This window comes from Shewanella sp. SR43-4 (genome assembly GCF_014163845.1).
Lineage (GTDB): Bacteria > Pseudomonadota > Gammaproteobacteria > Enterobacterales > Shewanellaceae > Shewanella > Shewanella vesiculosa.
On record NZ_JACJEB010000004.1, the window covers coordinates 60,758 to 77,381 of the forward strand.

Here is a 16,624-nt window from a genome sequence, read left to right on the forward strand (position 1 = left end):
TCGCGCTACAATCCGCTTTTTTCCTGCCCTATTTAACATCACTCCTTCAGGTTTTTGTTGTCCAATGCTTATCCCGAGTTCAGGTTAAATAGACAGTGTTACTGCTAAAAATAACCAAGTTGATGAAGAGACATATGTGCTTAAGAGGATAGTGTTAGCGGCGTTAAAACATACCGCGATCTGCTGTTATGGAGATAACTGAGGTTAAGATTATATTAGCATTAGTGCTGGAAGGTTTAGATTCAGTTGGGTAAACAAATACCATTCATTTTCGCCCTGAATATCAGCGATTAGGTTAAACCTCAATAGTTAAATCCCAACAGTTAAGCCGTAATCCTAACCCTTGTATGTAAAGTTCAATACCGCCGCGGCAATCCATTTACTGCAAGATATTTGCTGAAGTCGCTTAACTGAACAGATCAACTGAAATACAAGAAACCGTACAGAATAATTTATCGATTAACCTTCGTGGGCTAATTTGGGGGTTATCTGTAACTGCTGGGTTAATGCTGTTGTCTGTTTATGGCTACTATTTTCCGCCGCATATTGACGTTTAGCCACAATTTGTACGCCTTCAGTGGATAATTTGAGGTTTAAATCGCTTTCAGGCACACAGCAGCAGGGCAGACATTCGTTAGACTTAAGCTCTGCCAGAGGTTTGGAGAGGTAGCTGACTTCTCCAGATATGATTGTGGTTTTACAGGCACCGCAAAAACCGTTTCGGCACTCTGAAAATACTTTTACTTTTTTCGCTTCAAGCGCTTCTAGTAAGCTTGAGTGTTGGCCGTCAAATAAAATAACCGGCTGTCCTTTCAAGCTTACAATAGGCGCTTTTTTGAAAAATGTTTTATAGGTCAAAATCTAAAAACTCATCGCCATCAACAGAAGAATCAATTTGTCCTACAAGGTATGAAGACACTTCAACTTCTTGTGGGGCAACCTGTACTGCATCACTTTCTAACCAGTTTTTCATCCACGGAAGAGGATTTGACGATTCTTCGTATGGCTGCGGTAAATGTACCGATTTCATCCGCTGATTAGTAATAAATTCAACATACTGGCACAAAATCTGCTCGTTAAGACCAATCATTGATCCATCTTTAAATAAATACTTGGCCCATGCTTTTTCTTGTTCTGCCGCTTTGACAAATAAGTCGTAGGCTTCTTGCTTACATTCAGCTGCAATCTCAGCCATTTCAGGATCGTCTTTGCCGCCTTGCATTAAGCTTAATATGTGTTGCGTACCGTTAAGGTGCAAGGCTTCATCACGGGCAATCAGGCGAATGATTTTAGCATTACCTTCCATGACGCGACGCTCAGCAAAAGCAAATGAACATGCAAAACTGACATAGAAACGAATCGCTTCTAAAGCATTAACCGACATCATGCACAAATATAATGACTTTTTCAGTATGCGTGAGTTAACGGTAATTTCTTTGCCGTCGATCACATGAGTGCCTTCACCTAACAGGTTATTTATCTGGGTAAGGTGAATTAAATCATCATAATAAGCCGCAATATCACCGGCACGCTTTAAAATTTCATCATTTTGCACAATATCGTCAAACACCACAGAAGGATTGTTAACAATATTACGAATAATATGAGTGTACGAACGCGAGTGAATCGTTTCAGAAAATGACCAAGTTTCAATCCAGGTTTCTAATTCAGGTAGCGATACTAACGGTAAAAACGCTACGTTAGGTGAACGCCCTTGAATAGAGTCGAGCAAGGTTTGGTATTTAAGGTTTGACAGAAAAATATGTTTTTCATGGTCAGGTAAATCACCGAAATCAATTTTGTCGCGACTGACATCAACTTCTTCTGGGCGCCAGAAGAAACTTAATTGCTTTTCAATCAGTTTTTCAAAAATTTCATATTTTTGCTGATCGTAGCGTGCCACATTCACGGATTGACCGAAAAACATAGGTTCTTTGGTCGAATCGTTAGGTATTTGACAAAATGTTGAGTAAGCCATTATTTAGGTGTCCTGAAAACGCATTTTACAAAAGCGGGGAAGACCCCCGCTAAATATACATAAAGTGAAGATTAAATTTTACACGCACCGCCACCGCAGCCATCGTCTTCTTCTTCGACAGCAATAATGTCGTCAAATTGATCAGAAGCACCGTCGCGAGTGTTATGATAATACAATGTTTTAATCCCTAGCTTGTAGACACTTAACAGGTCTTTAAGCAAGGTTTGCATTGGTACACGACCGCCTTCAAAACGGCTTGGGTCATAATTGGTATTGGCTGAAATCGCTTGATCGATAAACTTCTGCATTAAACCAACAAGCTGGATATAACCATCATTGTTTGGCATATTCCACAGCAGTTCATACTTGTCTTTAAGCAACTCAAAGTCTGGTACTACTTGCTTTAACTGCCCGTCTTTACTGGCCTTAACGCTGATCAATCCACGTGGAGGCTCAATACCATTAGTCGCATTTGAAATTTGCGATGAAGTCTCAGAAGGCATTAATGCAGACAAGGTCGAATTACGTAAGCCGTACTGCTTAATATCGCTACGTAAACCTTCCCAATCCATGTGCAATGGTTCGTCACAAATTTTATCTAAATCGCGCTTATAGGTGTCGATAGGTAAAATACCTTTCGAATAAGTTGTCTCGTGGAATAACGGACATGCACCTTGCTCTTTAGCTAAGTTCATTGACGCTTTGAGTAAATAGAACTGAATTGCTTCAAAGGTTTTATGAGTCAGGTTATTTGCTGAACCGTCAGAGTACTTTTTACCATTTTTAGCCAAATAGTTGGCAAAGTTAATCACACCAATACCTAAAGTACGGCGATTCATTGAGCTGGTTTGCGCGGCTTTGATTGGGTAATCTTGATAATCAAGTAAGTTATCTAATGCACGCACAGCTAAATCTGCTAAAGGCTCAAGTTCAGATAAATCCTTAATCGCACCTAAGTTAAGCGCTGATAAAGTACATAAGGCGATTTCACCGTCTGGATCGTCAATGTTAGTTAACGGTTTAGTCGGCAAGGCAATTTCTAAACATAAGTTAGATTGCTTAATCGGTGCTACTTTAGAGTCAAATGGACTGTGCGTATTGCAATGGTCGACGTTTTGAATATAGATACGGCCAGTAGAGGCACGTTCTTGCATCATCAGTGAAAACAATTCAACTGCTTTGATCTGCTTTTTACGTATGCTGCTGTCTTGCTCATACTGCAGGTATAAACGTTCAAATTCGACTTGGTCTTCAAAGAAAGCATCGTAAAGGCCAGGCACGTCAGATGGACTAAATAAGCTAATGTAGTCGCCTTTGATTAAACGTTGGTACATTAATTTGTTTAGCTGCACGCCGTAATCAAGATGACGCACACGGTTGTCTTCAACACCACGGTTATTTTTCAGTACTAGCAGTGATTCAACTTCTAGATGCCATAACGGGTAGAACAGTGTTGCTGCACCACCACGGACTCCGCCTTGGGAACAAGACTTAACCGCCGTTTGGAAATACTTGTAAAACGGTAAACAGCCGGTGTGGAATGCTTCACCGCCACGAATAGGGCTACCTAAAGCACGAATACGGCCTGCATTAATACCAATACCAGCACGTTGGCTCACGTATTTAACAATAGACGATGCCGTAGCATTGATTGAGTCTAGGCTGTCATCACACTCGATGAGTACACATGAGCTGAATTGACGTGTCGGTGTACGAACACCCGCCATGATTGGCGTTGGAAGTGAAATCTTAAATAAAGATGTCGCGTCATAGAAGTCTTTAATGTACTTCAAACGGATTTCTTTTGGATAACGAGCAAACAAACACGCTGCGACTAAGATGTATAAAAACTGTGCGCTTTCATATACTTCGTGAGTCACACGGTTTTGAACCAAGTATTTACCCTCTAGCTGCTTGACTGCGGCGTAAGAGAAATTCATGTCACGCCAGTGATCAATATAGCCATCAAGGATGTCTAATTCTTCACGGCTGTAATCCGCCATGATGTGCATGTCATATTTACCAATTTCAACTAACTTGGTGACATGATCGAATAGCTTAGGCGGTTCAAATTGGCCAAACGCTTTTTTACGTAAATGGAATACCGCTAAGCGGGCTGCCACAAATTGGTAATCAGGTGACTCAGGAGAGATCAAGTCAGCCGCGGCCTTAATGATCGTTTCATGAATGGCTTCAGTTGGAATGCCATCAAAAAACTGCAGATGAGATCGAAGTTCTACTTCAGATACTGAGACGTTTTTTAATCCCTTGGCTGCCCAAGTGATCACGCGATGAATTTTATCTAAATCGATCGATTCACGTTCGCCACTGCGTTTAGTGACTGTCATATTGCTATTCATTGAAGAGAGGCCTTGGTTCTATATCTAATCATGTGATCTGTTGTTGGATGCAGTGCTGCTGGGTTCGATCTGAACCCGTTACAAAACAATTCCATGTTAAAACAATCAACTTGAAGGTACTCACAACATGGCAGTAAACCACCAATACGTTCAGTTAACATCTATCTCCTTGTTATGCTGTGGAGTAGAGTTTTGATTGTCGGCCACACACAAGATATGGTGTTATTTAAAATCTAAGATACAAGATAGTGAGGTTTGAGTTTTTTTGCAAGCCACAATTATATTAACTTCTTGTGGATAACTTGAGGATAAACGGCAGGGTTAGTGACAGCTAACCCTAGAGCCCAAATTTATAACGTGTTTTTTATAAATGATATTTTTTCAACCATCAAATAAGAAAGTTTTGATCGCTAAAATAAACAGCGATCGAAAATTTACCCTCAATTTTAGATTGATCTTTTAGGGCTTTTGATCGGTAAGTGATTGTGAGCATAATCTTTAGCCAATGATGCATTCAGAGGTGTATTTTCGATGAATCGATCTCAAAAAGACGACGGAGTAAAAAAGTGTTTTAATGCTGCACCATGTTCAAATTGGCATGTTGCTGGCCATGTATTCGGTGTGTCGCTGGGTGATAAATAGCCCCATAAGGCAATGCCACCTATCATACTTGCGTTGCGAGCGGCGACTAAATCACGCTCAGCATCGCCTAGGTATAAAATACTTTGAGGTGCGATGGCTATTTGTTGAGCGGCTAATAACATCGGCGCAGTATGAGGTTTAGCGTGACAGGTACTATCGCCGCTGATCATGGTTTTCAGTTTGTCGGTTAAGCCCAGCTTTTGTATTAATGGCCGAGCAAATCGAGCAGGTTTATTGGTGACGACACCGTAGGGAATGGTTTGGGAATCTAATAGGGTTAAGAGTTCGGGTAAATCGTCGAACAAACGGCTGTGATCGCCATTAATGCGTGCATAATGGCGCAGTAGTGCTTGTTGAATATCAAGTTGGACGTGTTCATCTGCCTGTGGTATGGCGGTCTTGACCAAATATAAACTGCCATGTGAAGCCGCATGGCGCATGGTTTCAAGCGTTTGAACCTTAAAACCGGCTTCGTCTAAACTCAAATTTAATGCTTGGACTAAATCAGGTGCGGTGTCGGCTAAGGTGCCGTCTAAATCGAACAGTACCCCTTTAATGTCGTGCATATGCAAGAGTTAGCTCCTCACAGAGAAATGGCAGTAAATCCACGCAGCCTTTAATAGCGTTATCGGTATAACATAACGCTATTAGGCTTCATTTATGTTTTTCACTGTTGCAACAGTGAAAAACATAGGCTGGCTAGTCTATTTTTTGTGTGGCTATCATATAGTTAACATCGACACTCTTGGTGTACTTAAATACACCTGATAGAGGATTGTAGGTAATACCTAATGCATCTCTGCACAATAAATCGGTGTTATCGACTAATGCCATCAGTTCAGATGGGCGAATAAATTTACTGTGATCGTGGGTGCCAATTGGAAGCATTTTTAATAGATATTCAGCGCCGATTATGGTTTTAAGGTATGACATCATATTGCGGTTAATCGTCGAGATAAACACAAAACCATTGGGTTTTACCATGTCACAACATGCTTGAATTACCGATTGTGGATCCGGTACATGCTCAAGCATTTCCATACAGGTTACTACATCGTATTGCTCGCGGTGCGTATCGCGGTGTGCTTCGGCGGTAGTTTTAAGATAGTTAACCGCTACCCCAGAATCTAATGCATGCAGTTTTGCCACTTCAAGTGGTTCAGTTCCCATGTCAATACCATCAACGTGTGCACCCAGGCGAGCCATACTTTCTGACAAAATGCCACCGCCACAGCCGACATCAAGCACTTTCTTATCGAAAATACCGCCAGCGGTTTGATCAATGTAGTTTAAACGCAGTGGATTAAGTAAGTGCAATGGCTTGAACTCGCCATTGAGATCCCACCATGTTTGTGCCATGGCTTCAAATTTTGCGATCTCTTGCGGATCAACATTGGGTGTCGATTGTTCAGCGTGTGACATAACTTAACCTAAGTGTCTAATAAAGTATGAAGGCTATTATAACGATAACCTTTGTGAATAGTAGTCAACAATGGCTTGGCTTGTTCACACTTGCTCATAAAACATCCACTTAAGCCAGCTTAATTGTAAAATTGTGCTCTTAACTGCTTAAAGCATCAGCAAATTGGCTTTGATTATGACTTATTTATCAACCTATATTCATGTGCCAATAATATAAATTCGCTGAATATATTAGCTTTTTTATCATTTTTAAGAGTCATAGAGCATTTGACAGGTCTTTGTTCTGGCGACATTAATTATCTGTGTTAGAATGCCAAATCACGTTTTTAAGCTAGATAATAATATGGAAGTTTTATTGTCAGCTCACTTTAGAGGAACGCGCAGTTTATGACTGATCTGGCATCATCTATTTCGCCAATTAACATCGAAGACGAACTTAAGAATTCTTACCTTGATTATGCCATGAGCGTAATTGTAGGTCGTGCATTGCCTGACGTTCGTGATGGGTTAAAACCTGTTCACCGTCGGGTTTTGTTCGCAATGAGCGAATTAAAAAACGATTGGAACAAACCATATAAAAAATCCGCTCGTGTCGTTGGTGACGTAATTGGTAAGTATCACCCACATGGTGACACAGCTGTATACGATACTATTGTACGTATGGCGCAACCATTCTCGCTACGTTACACCTTAGTTGATGGACAAGGAAACTTTGGTTCTGTCGACGGTGACTCTGCAGCTGCGATGCGTTATACCGAAATCCGCATGCAAAAGTTGGCGCATTCATTATTAGCCGACCTTGAAAAAGAAACTGTGGATTTTGTGCCTAACTACGATGGCACTGAGATGATCCCTGCGGTGTTACCAACACGCGTACCGAACCTATTAATTAACGGTTCATCGGGTATTGCGGTTGGTATGGCCACCAATATTCCACCACACAATTTAACTGAAGTGGTCAAAGGCTGTTTGGCGTTAATCGAAGACCCAAGCTTATCGATTGAACAGTTAATGGAATACATTCCAGGTCCAGATTTTCCAACGGCAGCATCGATTAATGGCCGCAAAGGTATTATTGATGCGTACAACACCGGCCGCGGTCGCGCGATCATGCGTTCTAAAGCGGAAATCGAAACGGAAGAGAATGGTCGTGAACGTATTATTGTTCATGAAATTCCATATCAAGTTAACAAGGCGCGTTTGATTGAAAAAATCGCTGAACTTGTTAAAGATAAAAAATTAGAAGGTATCAGTGGCCTACGCGACGAGTCTGATAAAGACGGTATGCGTATTGTTATTGAAATCAAACGCGGTGAAGTGGGTGAGGTTGTATTAAACAACTTATATGCTCAAACACAAATGCAGTGTTCTTTTGGTATTAACATGGTGGCATTGACCAATGGTCAGCCTAAATTGTTTAACCTTAAAGAAATGCTTGAGTGTTTTATTCTTCACCGTCGTGAAGTAGTTACCCGTCGTACAGTATTTGAATTACGCAAAGCCCGCGAACGCGCCCACATCCTTGAAGCACTTGCTATTGCACTGGCTAACATCGATCCGATCATTGCACTGATTAAAGCCTCGCCTACACCGGCTGAAGCTAAAGCTAAATTAGTCGCACAAGGTTGGGAGTTAGGCCATGTACAAGGCATGCTTGAAAAAGCGGGTGACGATGCAGCTCGTCCAGAATGGTTAGAGCCAGAGTATGGTATTCGCGATGGTCAGTACTATTTAACTGAGCAACAAGCACAAGCTATTCTCGAGTTACGTTTACACCGTTTAACCGGTCTTGAGCACGATAAAATTTTAGCTGAGTATGAAGAGCTATTAGTACTTATCGCAGGCCTGTTATTCATTCTTCGTAATCCATCACGCTTGATGGAAGTGATTAAAGAAGAGCTAGAAGAAATTCTTGAGCAATACGGTGATGAGCGTCGTACGATTATCAACGCTAACGAAATTGATATGAGTCTTGAAGACTTAATCAATGAAGAAGACGTTGTAGTAACCTTGTCTCACTTAGGTTATGCAAAATACCAAGTATTGTCCGACTACCAAGCGCAGCGTCGTGGTGGTAAAGGCAAAGCGGCAACTAAAGTAAAAGATGAAGACTTTGTTGAGAAGTTATTGGTGGCGAACACCCATGACACCATCTTATGTTTCTCTGACTTTGGTAAAATGTATTGGTTAAAAGTGTATCAATTACCTTTGGCCAGTCGTACTGCCCGTGGTCGTCCAATTGTTAACTTATTACCACTTTCTGACGGTGAGCACATTACTGCCATTCTACCGGTACGTGAGTATGCTGATGATAAGTTTATCATTATGGCTACAGCACACGGTACCGTTAAGAAAACAGCATTAACGGCGTACAGTAACCCTCGTGCAAACGGCATTATTGCTGTGAACCTAAAAGACGGCGACCAATTAATTGGCGTTGATATTACTGAAGGTAGTGACGACATTATGTTGTTCTCTAACGAAGGTAAAGTGGTTCGCTTTAATGAGAAAGCGCGTGATTCTGAAACCGGTGAAGTGAAGATTGATGCTGAAACTGGCGAAGAAGTGATTGCATTGCGCCCTATGGGCCGTACTGCAACGGGTGTTCGTGGCATTAAGCTTGATGCTGGCCAAAAAGTGGTGTCGTTAATTGTGCCTAAAGGTGACGGCGCTATCTTAACCGTAACCGAAAATGGTTATGGTAAGCGTACTGAGCTGAGTGAATACCCAGCGAAGAGCCGTGGCACTAAAGGTGTGGTATCGATTAAAGTCAGTGAGCGTAATGGTGAAGTTGTTGGTGCCGTTCAAGTAGGTACTTTTGACGAAATTATGCTGATCAGTAATAAAGGCACCTTAGTGCGTACTCCTGCAGAAGGTGTATCTATTATTGGTCGTAACACTCAAGGTGTGACGATCATTCGTACCGCAGAAGACGAGAAAGTCGTTGGTTTGCAGCGTATTGAAGAGATTCAAACCGAAGAGTTGTTAGACGCAGAAGGCAATGTTATTCCACCTGCGGACATTATCGAAGGTGACGCTATTGACCTTGATGCGGCTGAGTCTACTGAGTCTGACGTAGAGAGTGACGGACAAAGTGATGTAGAGAGCGACGAACAGGACTAACCTGAACGTTTACTTTGTAACATCAATAACGAGCGCCTTATGGCGCTCGTTTTATTTTACGGAAAATAATTCATCAAAATAGGCTGATAAAAGTCTATTCAATTGATGCTAAAGTCCTTAGTATTAATAGTCTTATGTGTGTATTAAAAACTGATTCAAGGAGTTGTCTGTGAGCGCGATTTATAATTTCTGTGCGGGTCCTGCTATGTTACCTCAAGCTGTAATGCAAAAAGCACAACAGGAATTAATCGATTGGAATGGCCTTGGCGTCTCCGTGATGGAAATCAGTCATCGCAGTAAAGAGTTTATTGCCCTGACCGAACAAGCAGAAGTCACACTGCGTAAGTTAATGAACATACCTAAAAACTATCATGTGTTGTTTATGCATGGTGGCGGCCGGGCGCAATTTTCTAACGTAGTCAATAATTTCTTGGGTGATAATGGTCGGGCGCTGTATTTGGTCAGCGGTCAATGGTCATCTTCTGCGGTAACAGAAGCGCAGAAGCTAGCCGGTGAGCACAGTATCGACAGCATTAATATTGTTGAGCAAGTCAATGGCCTTAATCAGGTGACATTACCTGACTTACATGCAATCGATAAAGACTATCGTTATGTACATTATTGCTCAAACGAAACCGTTGACGGTATTGAAATTTTTGAAGAGTTTACTTGTCCGTGGCCGATAGTTGCTGACTTGTCATCCACTATCATGTCGCATGAAATTGATGTCAGTAAATACGGACTTATTTATGCCGGCGCGCAAAAGAATATCGGCCCATCGGGGTTGTCGATTGTTATTGTGCGTGACGATATGCTCAAATTACCAAGTTTACCGCAGTCTTCAATAATGGATTATCGTGTCGCGGTTGAATACGGTTCAATGTTTAACACCCCTCCAACGTTTGCCTGGTATTTAGCTTCTGAAGTATTTGCTTGGTTGCAGGCTAATGGCGGCGTGAGTGCCATGGCAGAGATAAACCAGCAAAAAGCGAAGTTACTGTATGAGTGTATCGACAATAATCCATTTTATAAAAATGGTGTTGCGCCACAAAATCGTTCACGTATGAACGTTACTTTTCAATTAGTGAACGATGCTTTAGACAGTGAGTTTTTAGCCCAAGCAGAGCAGGCCGGTTTAGTCGCGTTAAAAGGGCACCGTATTGTTGGTGGTATGCGTGCCAGTATTTATAACGCCATGCCGTTAGCGGGTGTGCAAGCGTTAGTTGATTTTATGAATAACTTTGCTGTAAAGCACAGTTAATTCGAACCGCTTATTTATCGTAAGTTCGGCTTAATAATGAAAAAAGCGAATGCCAAACAGCATTCGCTTTTTTTATGTCATCGATATAGGTGTATTTCAACGCTTCATTGCTGATCAAACAAACCTTGATAGCAAACATCATCGACGAAGTTTAGGTTCTTGAATGCCATATCATCATGAAGTAAAAATAGCCGGTTTTATCGAGTCGATAACGCTCATCCTTACACCCAAAAACGCTCATACTTAATCCCATATCGAGCAATACATGAATGGCATATTCAGACAATTTAAAATCTTGAGTAAATTGAATTAGCTTAATACCTTCGTTTCCGGTGTCATCAACTTTTGCGAGTAAGCCAAATTGACTTAAGTAACGGGCTACTTAAAAGCTTATTGGTGCCAAGGCTATTGTTTGTGCTTCAAACTGGGCATCAAATGCAGACATTTTTTGGGAATTGGTAAAAAAACATTAACAGCATTAACTCGAGGCAGGAGGTGATATGCCTTTAATCGTAGCCAGATCATGCTAGTAAGGGGTTGAGCGACTTCTCGTTTTTTTGATAAAGTTATAACAATATATGCTGAAGGATAACACTCGTTTTTTGGATTATTATTTCCGGCAATCACCTCTTTATGTTTACTGTTGCGTTAGCACGCGTTGAGCCGGCCGTGGAGAATTTGGCATTGAATAGCGTATTTACTATCAATGCTTGCTGACTTTCTATCGCGCCGTTCGCCTGAGTTTTTAGATATCACTCTGCCTCAATGAATAATTCGAGCGGGGCTGAGCCCGCTCGAATTATCTTATTTAACTCAGTAAACCAAATAGAATGGCCGTCATAGACAATAAACCAGTAATAACGACGAATATGTTGCTTACTCGACCACGGTAGGCTTTTAATGCTGGTACCTTGTGTATCGCATACATTGGCATGAGATACAGAATTGCTGCAATCACCGGGCCGCCAAGTGCTTCAATCATACCCAAAATACTTGGATTGATAATCGCTACGCCCCAAATAGTGAAAAACATAAATCCTAAAATACATTTGTCTAATGTTTTGCTATTGGCTGGCTTGCTGCTATTAGGCAGTTGCTTAGTGATAATGCCTTTCAAACCCTCAGTGGCACCCATATAGTGACCGAAGAAAGATGAAATAATAGCGATGAAAGCAATCACAGGAGCAAAATAGCTGATAAAGCCACTTTCGTGCACGTTGGCAAGATAAGACAAGATTGGCAGGTTATCAGCCTTTGCTTCTAACAACTGCGCCGGTGTTAACGACAGCACGCAAGAGAACACGAATAACATTACAAATCCCACTAGCATAATGGCTGTATTGCGTAGGATCGCGTCCGCCTTTTTCGAGGCATTGACACCGTGTTGTTTTTTTAGTGACACCGAAAACTGAGAGATAGCAGGTGAATGGTTAAAGGCAAACACCAATACTGGTATGGTTAACCAAACAGTGCCCAAGAAATTAGTGGGTGAAGGCACATCCATCAGTGCATCAAACTTCCAGTCTGGTATGAGATACAATGACATGAAGGCGAGGATCGCAACTAATGGATAGACTAAAAGTCGTGTCACCGAGAGCATAAATTTTTCACCCGCGACCATCACAGACATCATGCATAAGATTAGTGATCCTGAAAGTAACCAGCGCGGAATACCACTGATTTTATCAACAACTTGCACGCCTGCTTCAGTCAGCATAGGCGTTCCATCCAGCATGGATCTTGGTACGTCGGTAAACATGCCTAATTGATTAATAATAAAACTATCAACAGTATTGGTTATTCCCACACCGTAGATTAACACTATTGGGAAAATGGCTAAAAAATATAGCCAGGTTATGGCTTTACCTGCGCCAATACCAAAATGTTCTTCTACTACTTGGGTGATGTCACTACCAGGAATGGCTGAAGAACACAGGAAACGCGATAAACCACGATGAGCAAAATAGGTCATCGGGCCTATTATCACTGCCATAAACACGAGTGGCCAAAATCCGCCCATTCCGGCATTGATTGGTAAAAATAAAATACCTGCCCCGACGGCTGTGCCAAACAGGCTTAACATCCAGGTCGTATCTTGGCGCGACCACCTCGTACTTGAAACAACGGTCGACTCGGGGATATCTTGTACACTTACGGCTTCATTTTGCATAACTGACTTACCTTTAAGGTAGATTAATCTTAACTCGGGGTCATAAACGGATATCGAACAGTCCTTTGTTTCGCTAACTGTGCTGCATTGACTTGCAATAGATCCGCTATTGTCTGAGCCAGTAATAAAAGACTGTGTCGTGTTAGTAAACCAAATGACAAGTTCAATATGAAATAGGCTGACTCTTGTTATTGGCCTTACATTTCCCGAGTTGATGTTAGGTTAAATTCAGCGCCAGACTATATCTTTTTTCGAGGAATTAAATAGTTACCAAGTCGAAATGTTAATAAGGTTCATGAATTGGGAGCTGTATCCCGATGATGGTAAATCAAACATCACAAGCATTTTCAATTTATCTACAACCCTCATGTATAGATTTAACAGTGCAGTTACTAATCTTGCCGCAGCAAGCACTCATCACTCATTGATGGTATCGCGGGATGGCACTGTTGAGATTCAAAAATAAACACTAGTAATATGGCTTGCAGGAGAAAATGATAAAAGATGGGAGCAGATGCTATCAAACCAGTCGATGCTTATGGGTAAATATATTTAGGCTGGTTTAACAGGCTTAAAAAAGGTCGCAATATGCGACCTTTTTGATGAGGTAATGTGGCTTCAACGCACCTTGATGACAATAGGGTTTAGTTACAATACTGCTGCGATAGATTTAGCTAAATAATCCACATTAGTTTCACTGATACCGGCAATACTGATGCGGCTTGAACCTACCATGTAAACGCTGTATTGCTGTTTAAGTATGGCTACCTGCTCAGGATTAACCCCCAAGAATGAAAACATGCCTTTTTGACGAGCGATAAAACTAAAGTCGCGATCAACGCCATTGGCTTTAAGCTTGTCGACTAAAATGGCACGATTACCATTAATGCGATCACGCATGACCTTTAGTTCGTCCAACCATTGCTGCTTCAGGGCTGGGGTGCCTAAAATGGTTTCAACAATCGCCGCACCATGTGCTGGCGGCATAGAATAAAGACAGCGTACTACATATAACAATACCGATTGGGTAATATCTGCAGTGGCGCTGTTCTTAGCCACAATGGAGCAAGCGCCAATACGTTCGCGATACAAACCAAAGTTTTTCGAGCAAGAACTGCATAAAATCATGCTTTCAACGGCCGCAGCCATTTGGCGTACGCCGTAAGCATCTTCATCTACGCCGTCACCAAAACCTTGATAAGCCATATCAATTAATGGCGTAAAGCCTTGCTTAACAGTAACCTTAACCACTTCATCCCATTGCTCTGTGGTTAAATCCATGCCGCTTGGGTTATGACAACAAGCATGTAAAAGCACCACGTCATCTTTTCCAATGCTATTTAAGGTTGCCAGCATTTGATCAAATTTAAGGGTTTTGCTGTCGTAGTCATAGTACGGATAGGTTTTAACTGTAATGCCAGCCGCTTCAAATAATCCCGTATGATTTGCCCACGTTGGGTCGCTTACCCATAACACGGCGTTAGGATTACAACGTTTAATAAAGTCAGCTGCAACGCGCAGAGAACCGGTTCCGCCAGGCGTTGACACTGTTCGAACGCGGTTAGCGAGTAATGCGCTGTGACTGGCACCAAACGCTAATTCACCCATAAGTTGATTGAATGATGCTGAGCCTGTTGGGCCTATGTACACTTTGGTTGTTTCTGTGTCTAAACGAATTTTTTCAGCCGCTTTTACACAATCTAGAATAGGTGTATGACCAAGAGGATCTTTATATACGCCAACACCTAAATCGACTTTATTTGGGTGATTATCTTCGCGGTATTGAGTCAATAGGCCTAAAATGGGATCGGCAGGCAACGCGGTTAATGAATTGAACATGAATAGACCTTCTTATTTTAAATTTACAGGCATTAGGGCGAAATAAGCTAACAAGATACATATTATGGTCTTTAGCATAACGTGATTTACATCAATAAAGAACTGCTAAATATACTGTGATGGGATATTAGAAAAGCGTAATTAGTGAATTTTGGCAACAATGGCTGACAACTGAAACAAGCATTATTATGCTCGCAATGACCTCCTCAATACCGACTTAATAGTAAATAAATTCAACTTGAGTATAAAAGTCACCTAAAACACAAAATAACGGTTGAATCCTTGCTGACAATCAGTAACGTAGGGCTACGAAGAATTATTTAGTAAATTATTAGTAAACTGTACCGAAACATTGCCAGTGACATGTATTTGTAAAATGTGCACCGCTCCATATTACATTAACAATGTCACGTTTATTTCTCCGGCTAAGCCTTTTACTCATATATCGGTCTATCGACGTTTAATGAGTGCAACACTAAGAAGAGTATTAATGAAACAATTGCGTCTAGACCACATTACCCGCATGAATGGCGAAATTAACATTCCTGGCTCCAAGAGCATTTCTAACCGCGCGTTATTATTGGCAACTTTAGCACAGGGTAAAACCACTCTGACTAACTTGCTCGACTCTGATGACATTCGTTATATGTTGGCATCATTAAAGCAGTTAGGTGTGCATTACCAATTGTCTGACAATAATACTGTTTGTGAACTGACCGGTTTAGGGGGCGCAATTTCATCTGTAAATGCACAGAGTTTATTTCTTGGTAATGCTGGTACAGCAATGCGTCCATTATGTGCCGCACTGACATTAGGTCATGGCGAATTTACCTTAACCGGTGAGCCTCGTATGGAGGAGCGTCCAATTGGCGATTTGGTCGATGCGCTGCGTCAATTAGGCGCTGATGTCACCTATCTGAAAAATGATGGTTTCCCACCATTAACGATTAAGGCAACAGGCTTAAATGGCGGTGATGTTGACATTGCCGGTGATTTATCAAGTCAATTTTTAACCGCATTACTCATGGTCGCGCCACTGACCAAAGACAGCGTCAACATTAATATTAAGGGTGAGCTTGTTTCTAAACCTTATATTGATATCACCATTGCACTAATGAAGCAGTTTGGTGTCGAAGTGCTCAATCATCAATATCAACGTTTCGAAATTAAGGCCGGTCAGCAATATGTCTCACCAGGTAAAGTACTGGTAGAAGGTGATGCTTCATCGGCATCTTACTTCCTCGCTGCTGGCGCTATCCAAGGCGGTGAAGTGAAGGTCACTGGTGTTGGCCGCTTAAGTATTCAAGGCGATGTTAAGTTTGCTGATGCATTAGCCCAAATGGGTGCCGATATAGAGTGGGGCGATGATTTTATTATTGCTAGAAAATCCACTCTTAGCGCCATTGAAATGGACATGAACCACATACCTGATGCCGCCATGACCATAGCCACTGCGGCTTTATTTGCCACAGGCACCACAAAACTGACTAATATTTATAACTGGCGCATTAAAGAAACCGATCGTTTAGCGGCGATGGCGACTGAATTACGTAAAGTGGGTGCGATTGTTGATGAAGGTTATGATTACATTACTATCACGCCGCCAGCGATATTAAATACCGCAGCGATTGATACCTATAACGATCATCGGATGGCCATGTGCTTTTCAATGATGGCTTTTGCTGACAGCGGTATCACCATTAACGATCCAGACTGCACATCTAAGACATTTCCAGATTATTTTGCGCAATTTGCTCGTCTAGCAAAATAATCCACCTAACCAGATTGTCACTTGCTCTTTTATGTTGTCTTGCAATATAAAAGAGCGA

10 protein-coding genes and 1 pseudogene are annotated in these 16,624 nt (G+C 41.6%); 3 read left to right on the forward strand and 8 right to left on the reverse strand.

What is annotated here, in order from left to right; translation table 11 throughout:
* Nucleotides 1–459 precede the first annotated feature (459 nt).
* The 5 genes from yfaE to ubiG all read right to left on the reverse strand — a co-directional run bounded on the left by yfaE (nucleotide 460) and on the right by ubiG (nucleotide 6,402).
* Entirely contained in the window at nucleotides 460–858 is a 399-nt protein-coding gene (gene yfaE, locus H5123_RS05540; protein ID WP_124014754.1) for a class I ribonucleotide reductase maintenance protein YfaE, read from the reverse strand.
* Nucleotides 848–1,978 (reverse strand): class Ia ribonucleoside-diphosphate reductase subunit beta, encoded by a 1,131-nt coding sequence (gene nrdB / locus H5123_RS05545; protein WP_182697282.1) that lies wholly within the window; start codon nucleotides 1,976–1,978, stop codon nucleotides 848–850. The genes yfaE and nrdB overlap by 11 nt, the downstream gene beginning before the upstream one ends.
* 71 nt (nucleotides 1,979–2,049) lie before the next feature.
* Entirely contained in the window at nucleotides 2,050–4,338 is a 2,289-nt protein-coding gene (gene nrdA / locus H5123_RS05550; protein WP_124014756.1) for a class 1a ribonucleoside-diphosphate reductase subunit alpha, read from the reverse strand.
* A gap of 542 nt (nucleotides 4,339–4,880) precedes the next feature.
* The gene (locus H5123_RS05555; RefSeq protein ID WP_182697283.1) at nucleotides 4,881–5,552 is read right to left on the reverse strand and encodes an HAD family hydrolase; all 672 of its coding nucleotides are present in this window, start codon (nucleotides 5,550–5,552) and stop codon (nucleotides 4,881–4,883) included.
* 127 nt (nucleotides 5,553–5,679) lie between these two features.
* Nucleotides 5,680–6,402 carry a bifunctional 2-polyprenyl-6-hydroxyphenol methylase/3-demethylubiquinol 3-O-methyltransferase UbiG gene (gene ubiG, locus H5123_RS05560; RefSeq protein WP_182697284.1) on the reverse strand — a complete coding sequence of 241 codons (723 nt, stop codon included), beginning with the start codon at nucleotides 6,400–6,402 and terminating at the stop codon, nucleotides 5,680–5,682.
* A gap of 387 nt (nucleotides 6,403–6,789) precedes the next feature.
* Between ubiG and gyrA the strand changes: the two genes are divergently transcribed.
* Entirely contained in the window at nucleotides 6,790–9,525 is a 2,736-nt protein-coding gene (gene gyrA, locus H5123_RS05565) for a DNA gyrase subunit A (protein ID WP_182697285.1), read from the forward strand.
* 169 nt (nucleotides 9,526–9,694) lie between these two features.
* A complete protein-coding gene (gene serC / locus H5123_RS05570; RefSeq protein WP_182697286.1) occupies nucleotides 9,695–10,786 on the forward strand; it encodes a 3-phosphoserine/phosphohydroxythreonine transaminase in 1,092 nt (363 codons plus the stop codon).
* 151 nt (nucleotides 10,787–10,937) lie between these two features.
* Here the strand turns inward: serC and H5123_RS20835 are convergent.
* From H5123_RS20835 to H5123_RS05580, 3 genes and pseudogenes are all read right to left on the reverse strand, one after another.
* Nucleotides 10,938–11,108, reverse strand: a pseudogene (locus H5123_RS20835) (hypothetical protein); the annotation flags it as partial.
* 486 nt (nucleotides 11,109–11,594) lie between these two features.
* Nucleotides 11,595–12,956, reverse strand: coding sequence for an aromatic amino acid transport family protein (locus tag H5123_RS05575; protein WP_182697287.1), 1,362 nt, complete (start codon nucleotides 12,954–12,956; stop codon nucleotides 11,595–11,597).
* Between the two features lie 648 nt (nucleotides 12,957–13,604).
* Complete coding sequence (locus H5123_RS05580) at nucleotides 13,605–14,795, reverse strand: amino acid aminotransferase (RefSeq protein WP_182697288.1); 1,191 nt, start codon at nucleotides 14,793–14,795, stop codon at nucleotides 13,605–13,607.
* A 490-nt stretch (nucleotides 14,796–15,285) separates the two neighbouring features.
* Here H5123_RS05580 and aroA point away from each other — a divergent pair, with 490 nt between their 5' ends.
* Complete coding sequence (aroA, locus tag H5123_RS05585) at nucleotides 15,286–16,566, forward strand: 3-phosphoshikimate 1-carboxyvinyltransferase (protein ID WP_182697289.1); 1,281 nt, start codon at nucleotides 15,286–15,288, stop codon at nucleotides 16,564–16,566.
* Nucleotides 16,567–16,624 lie beyond the last annotated feature (58 nt).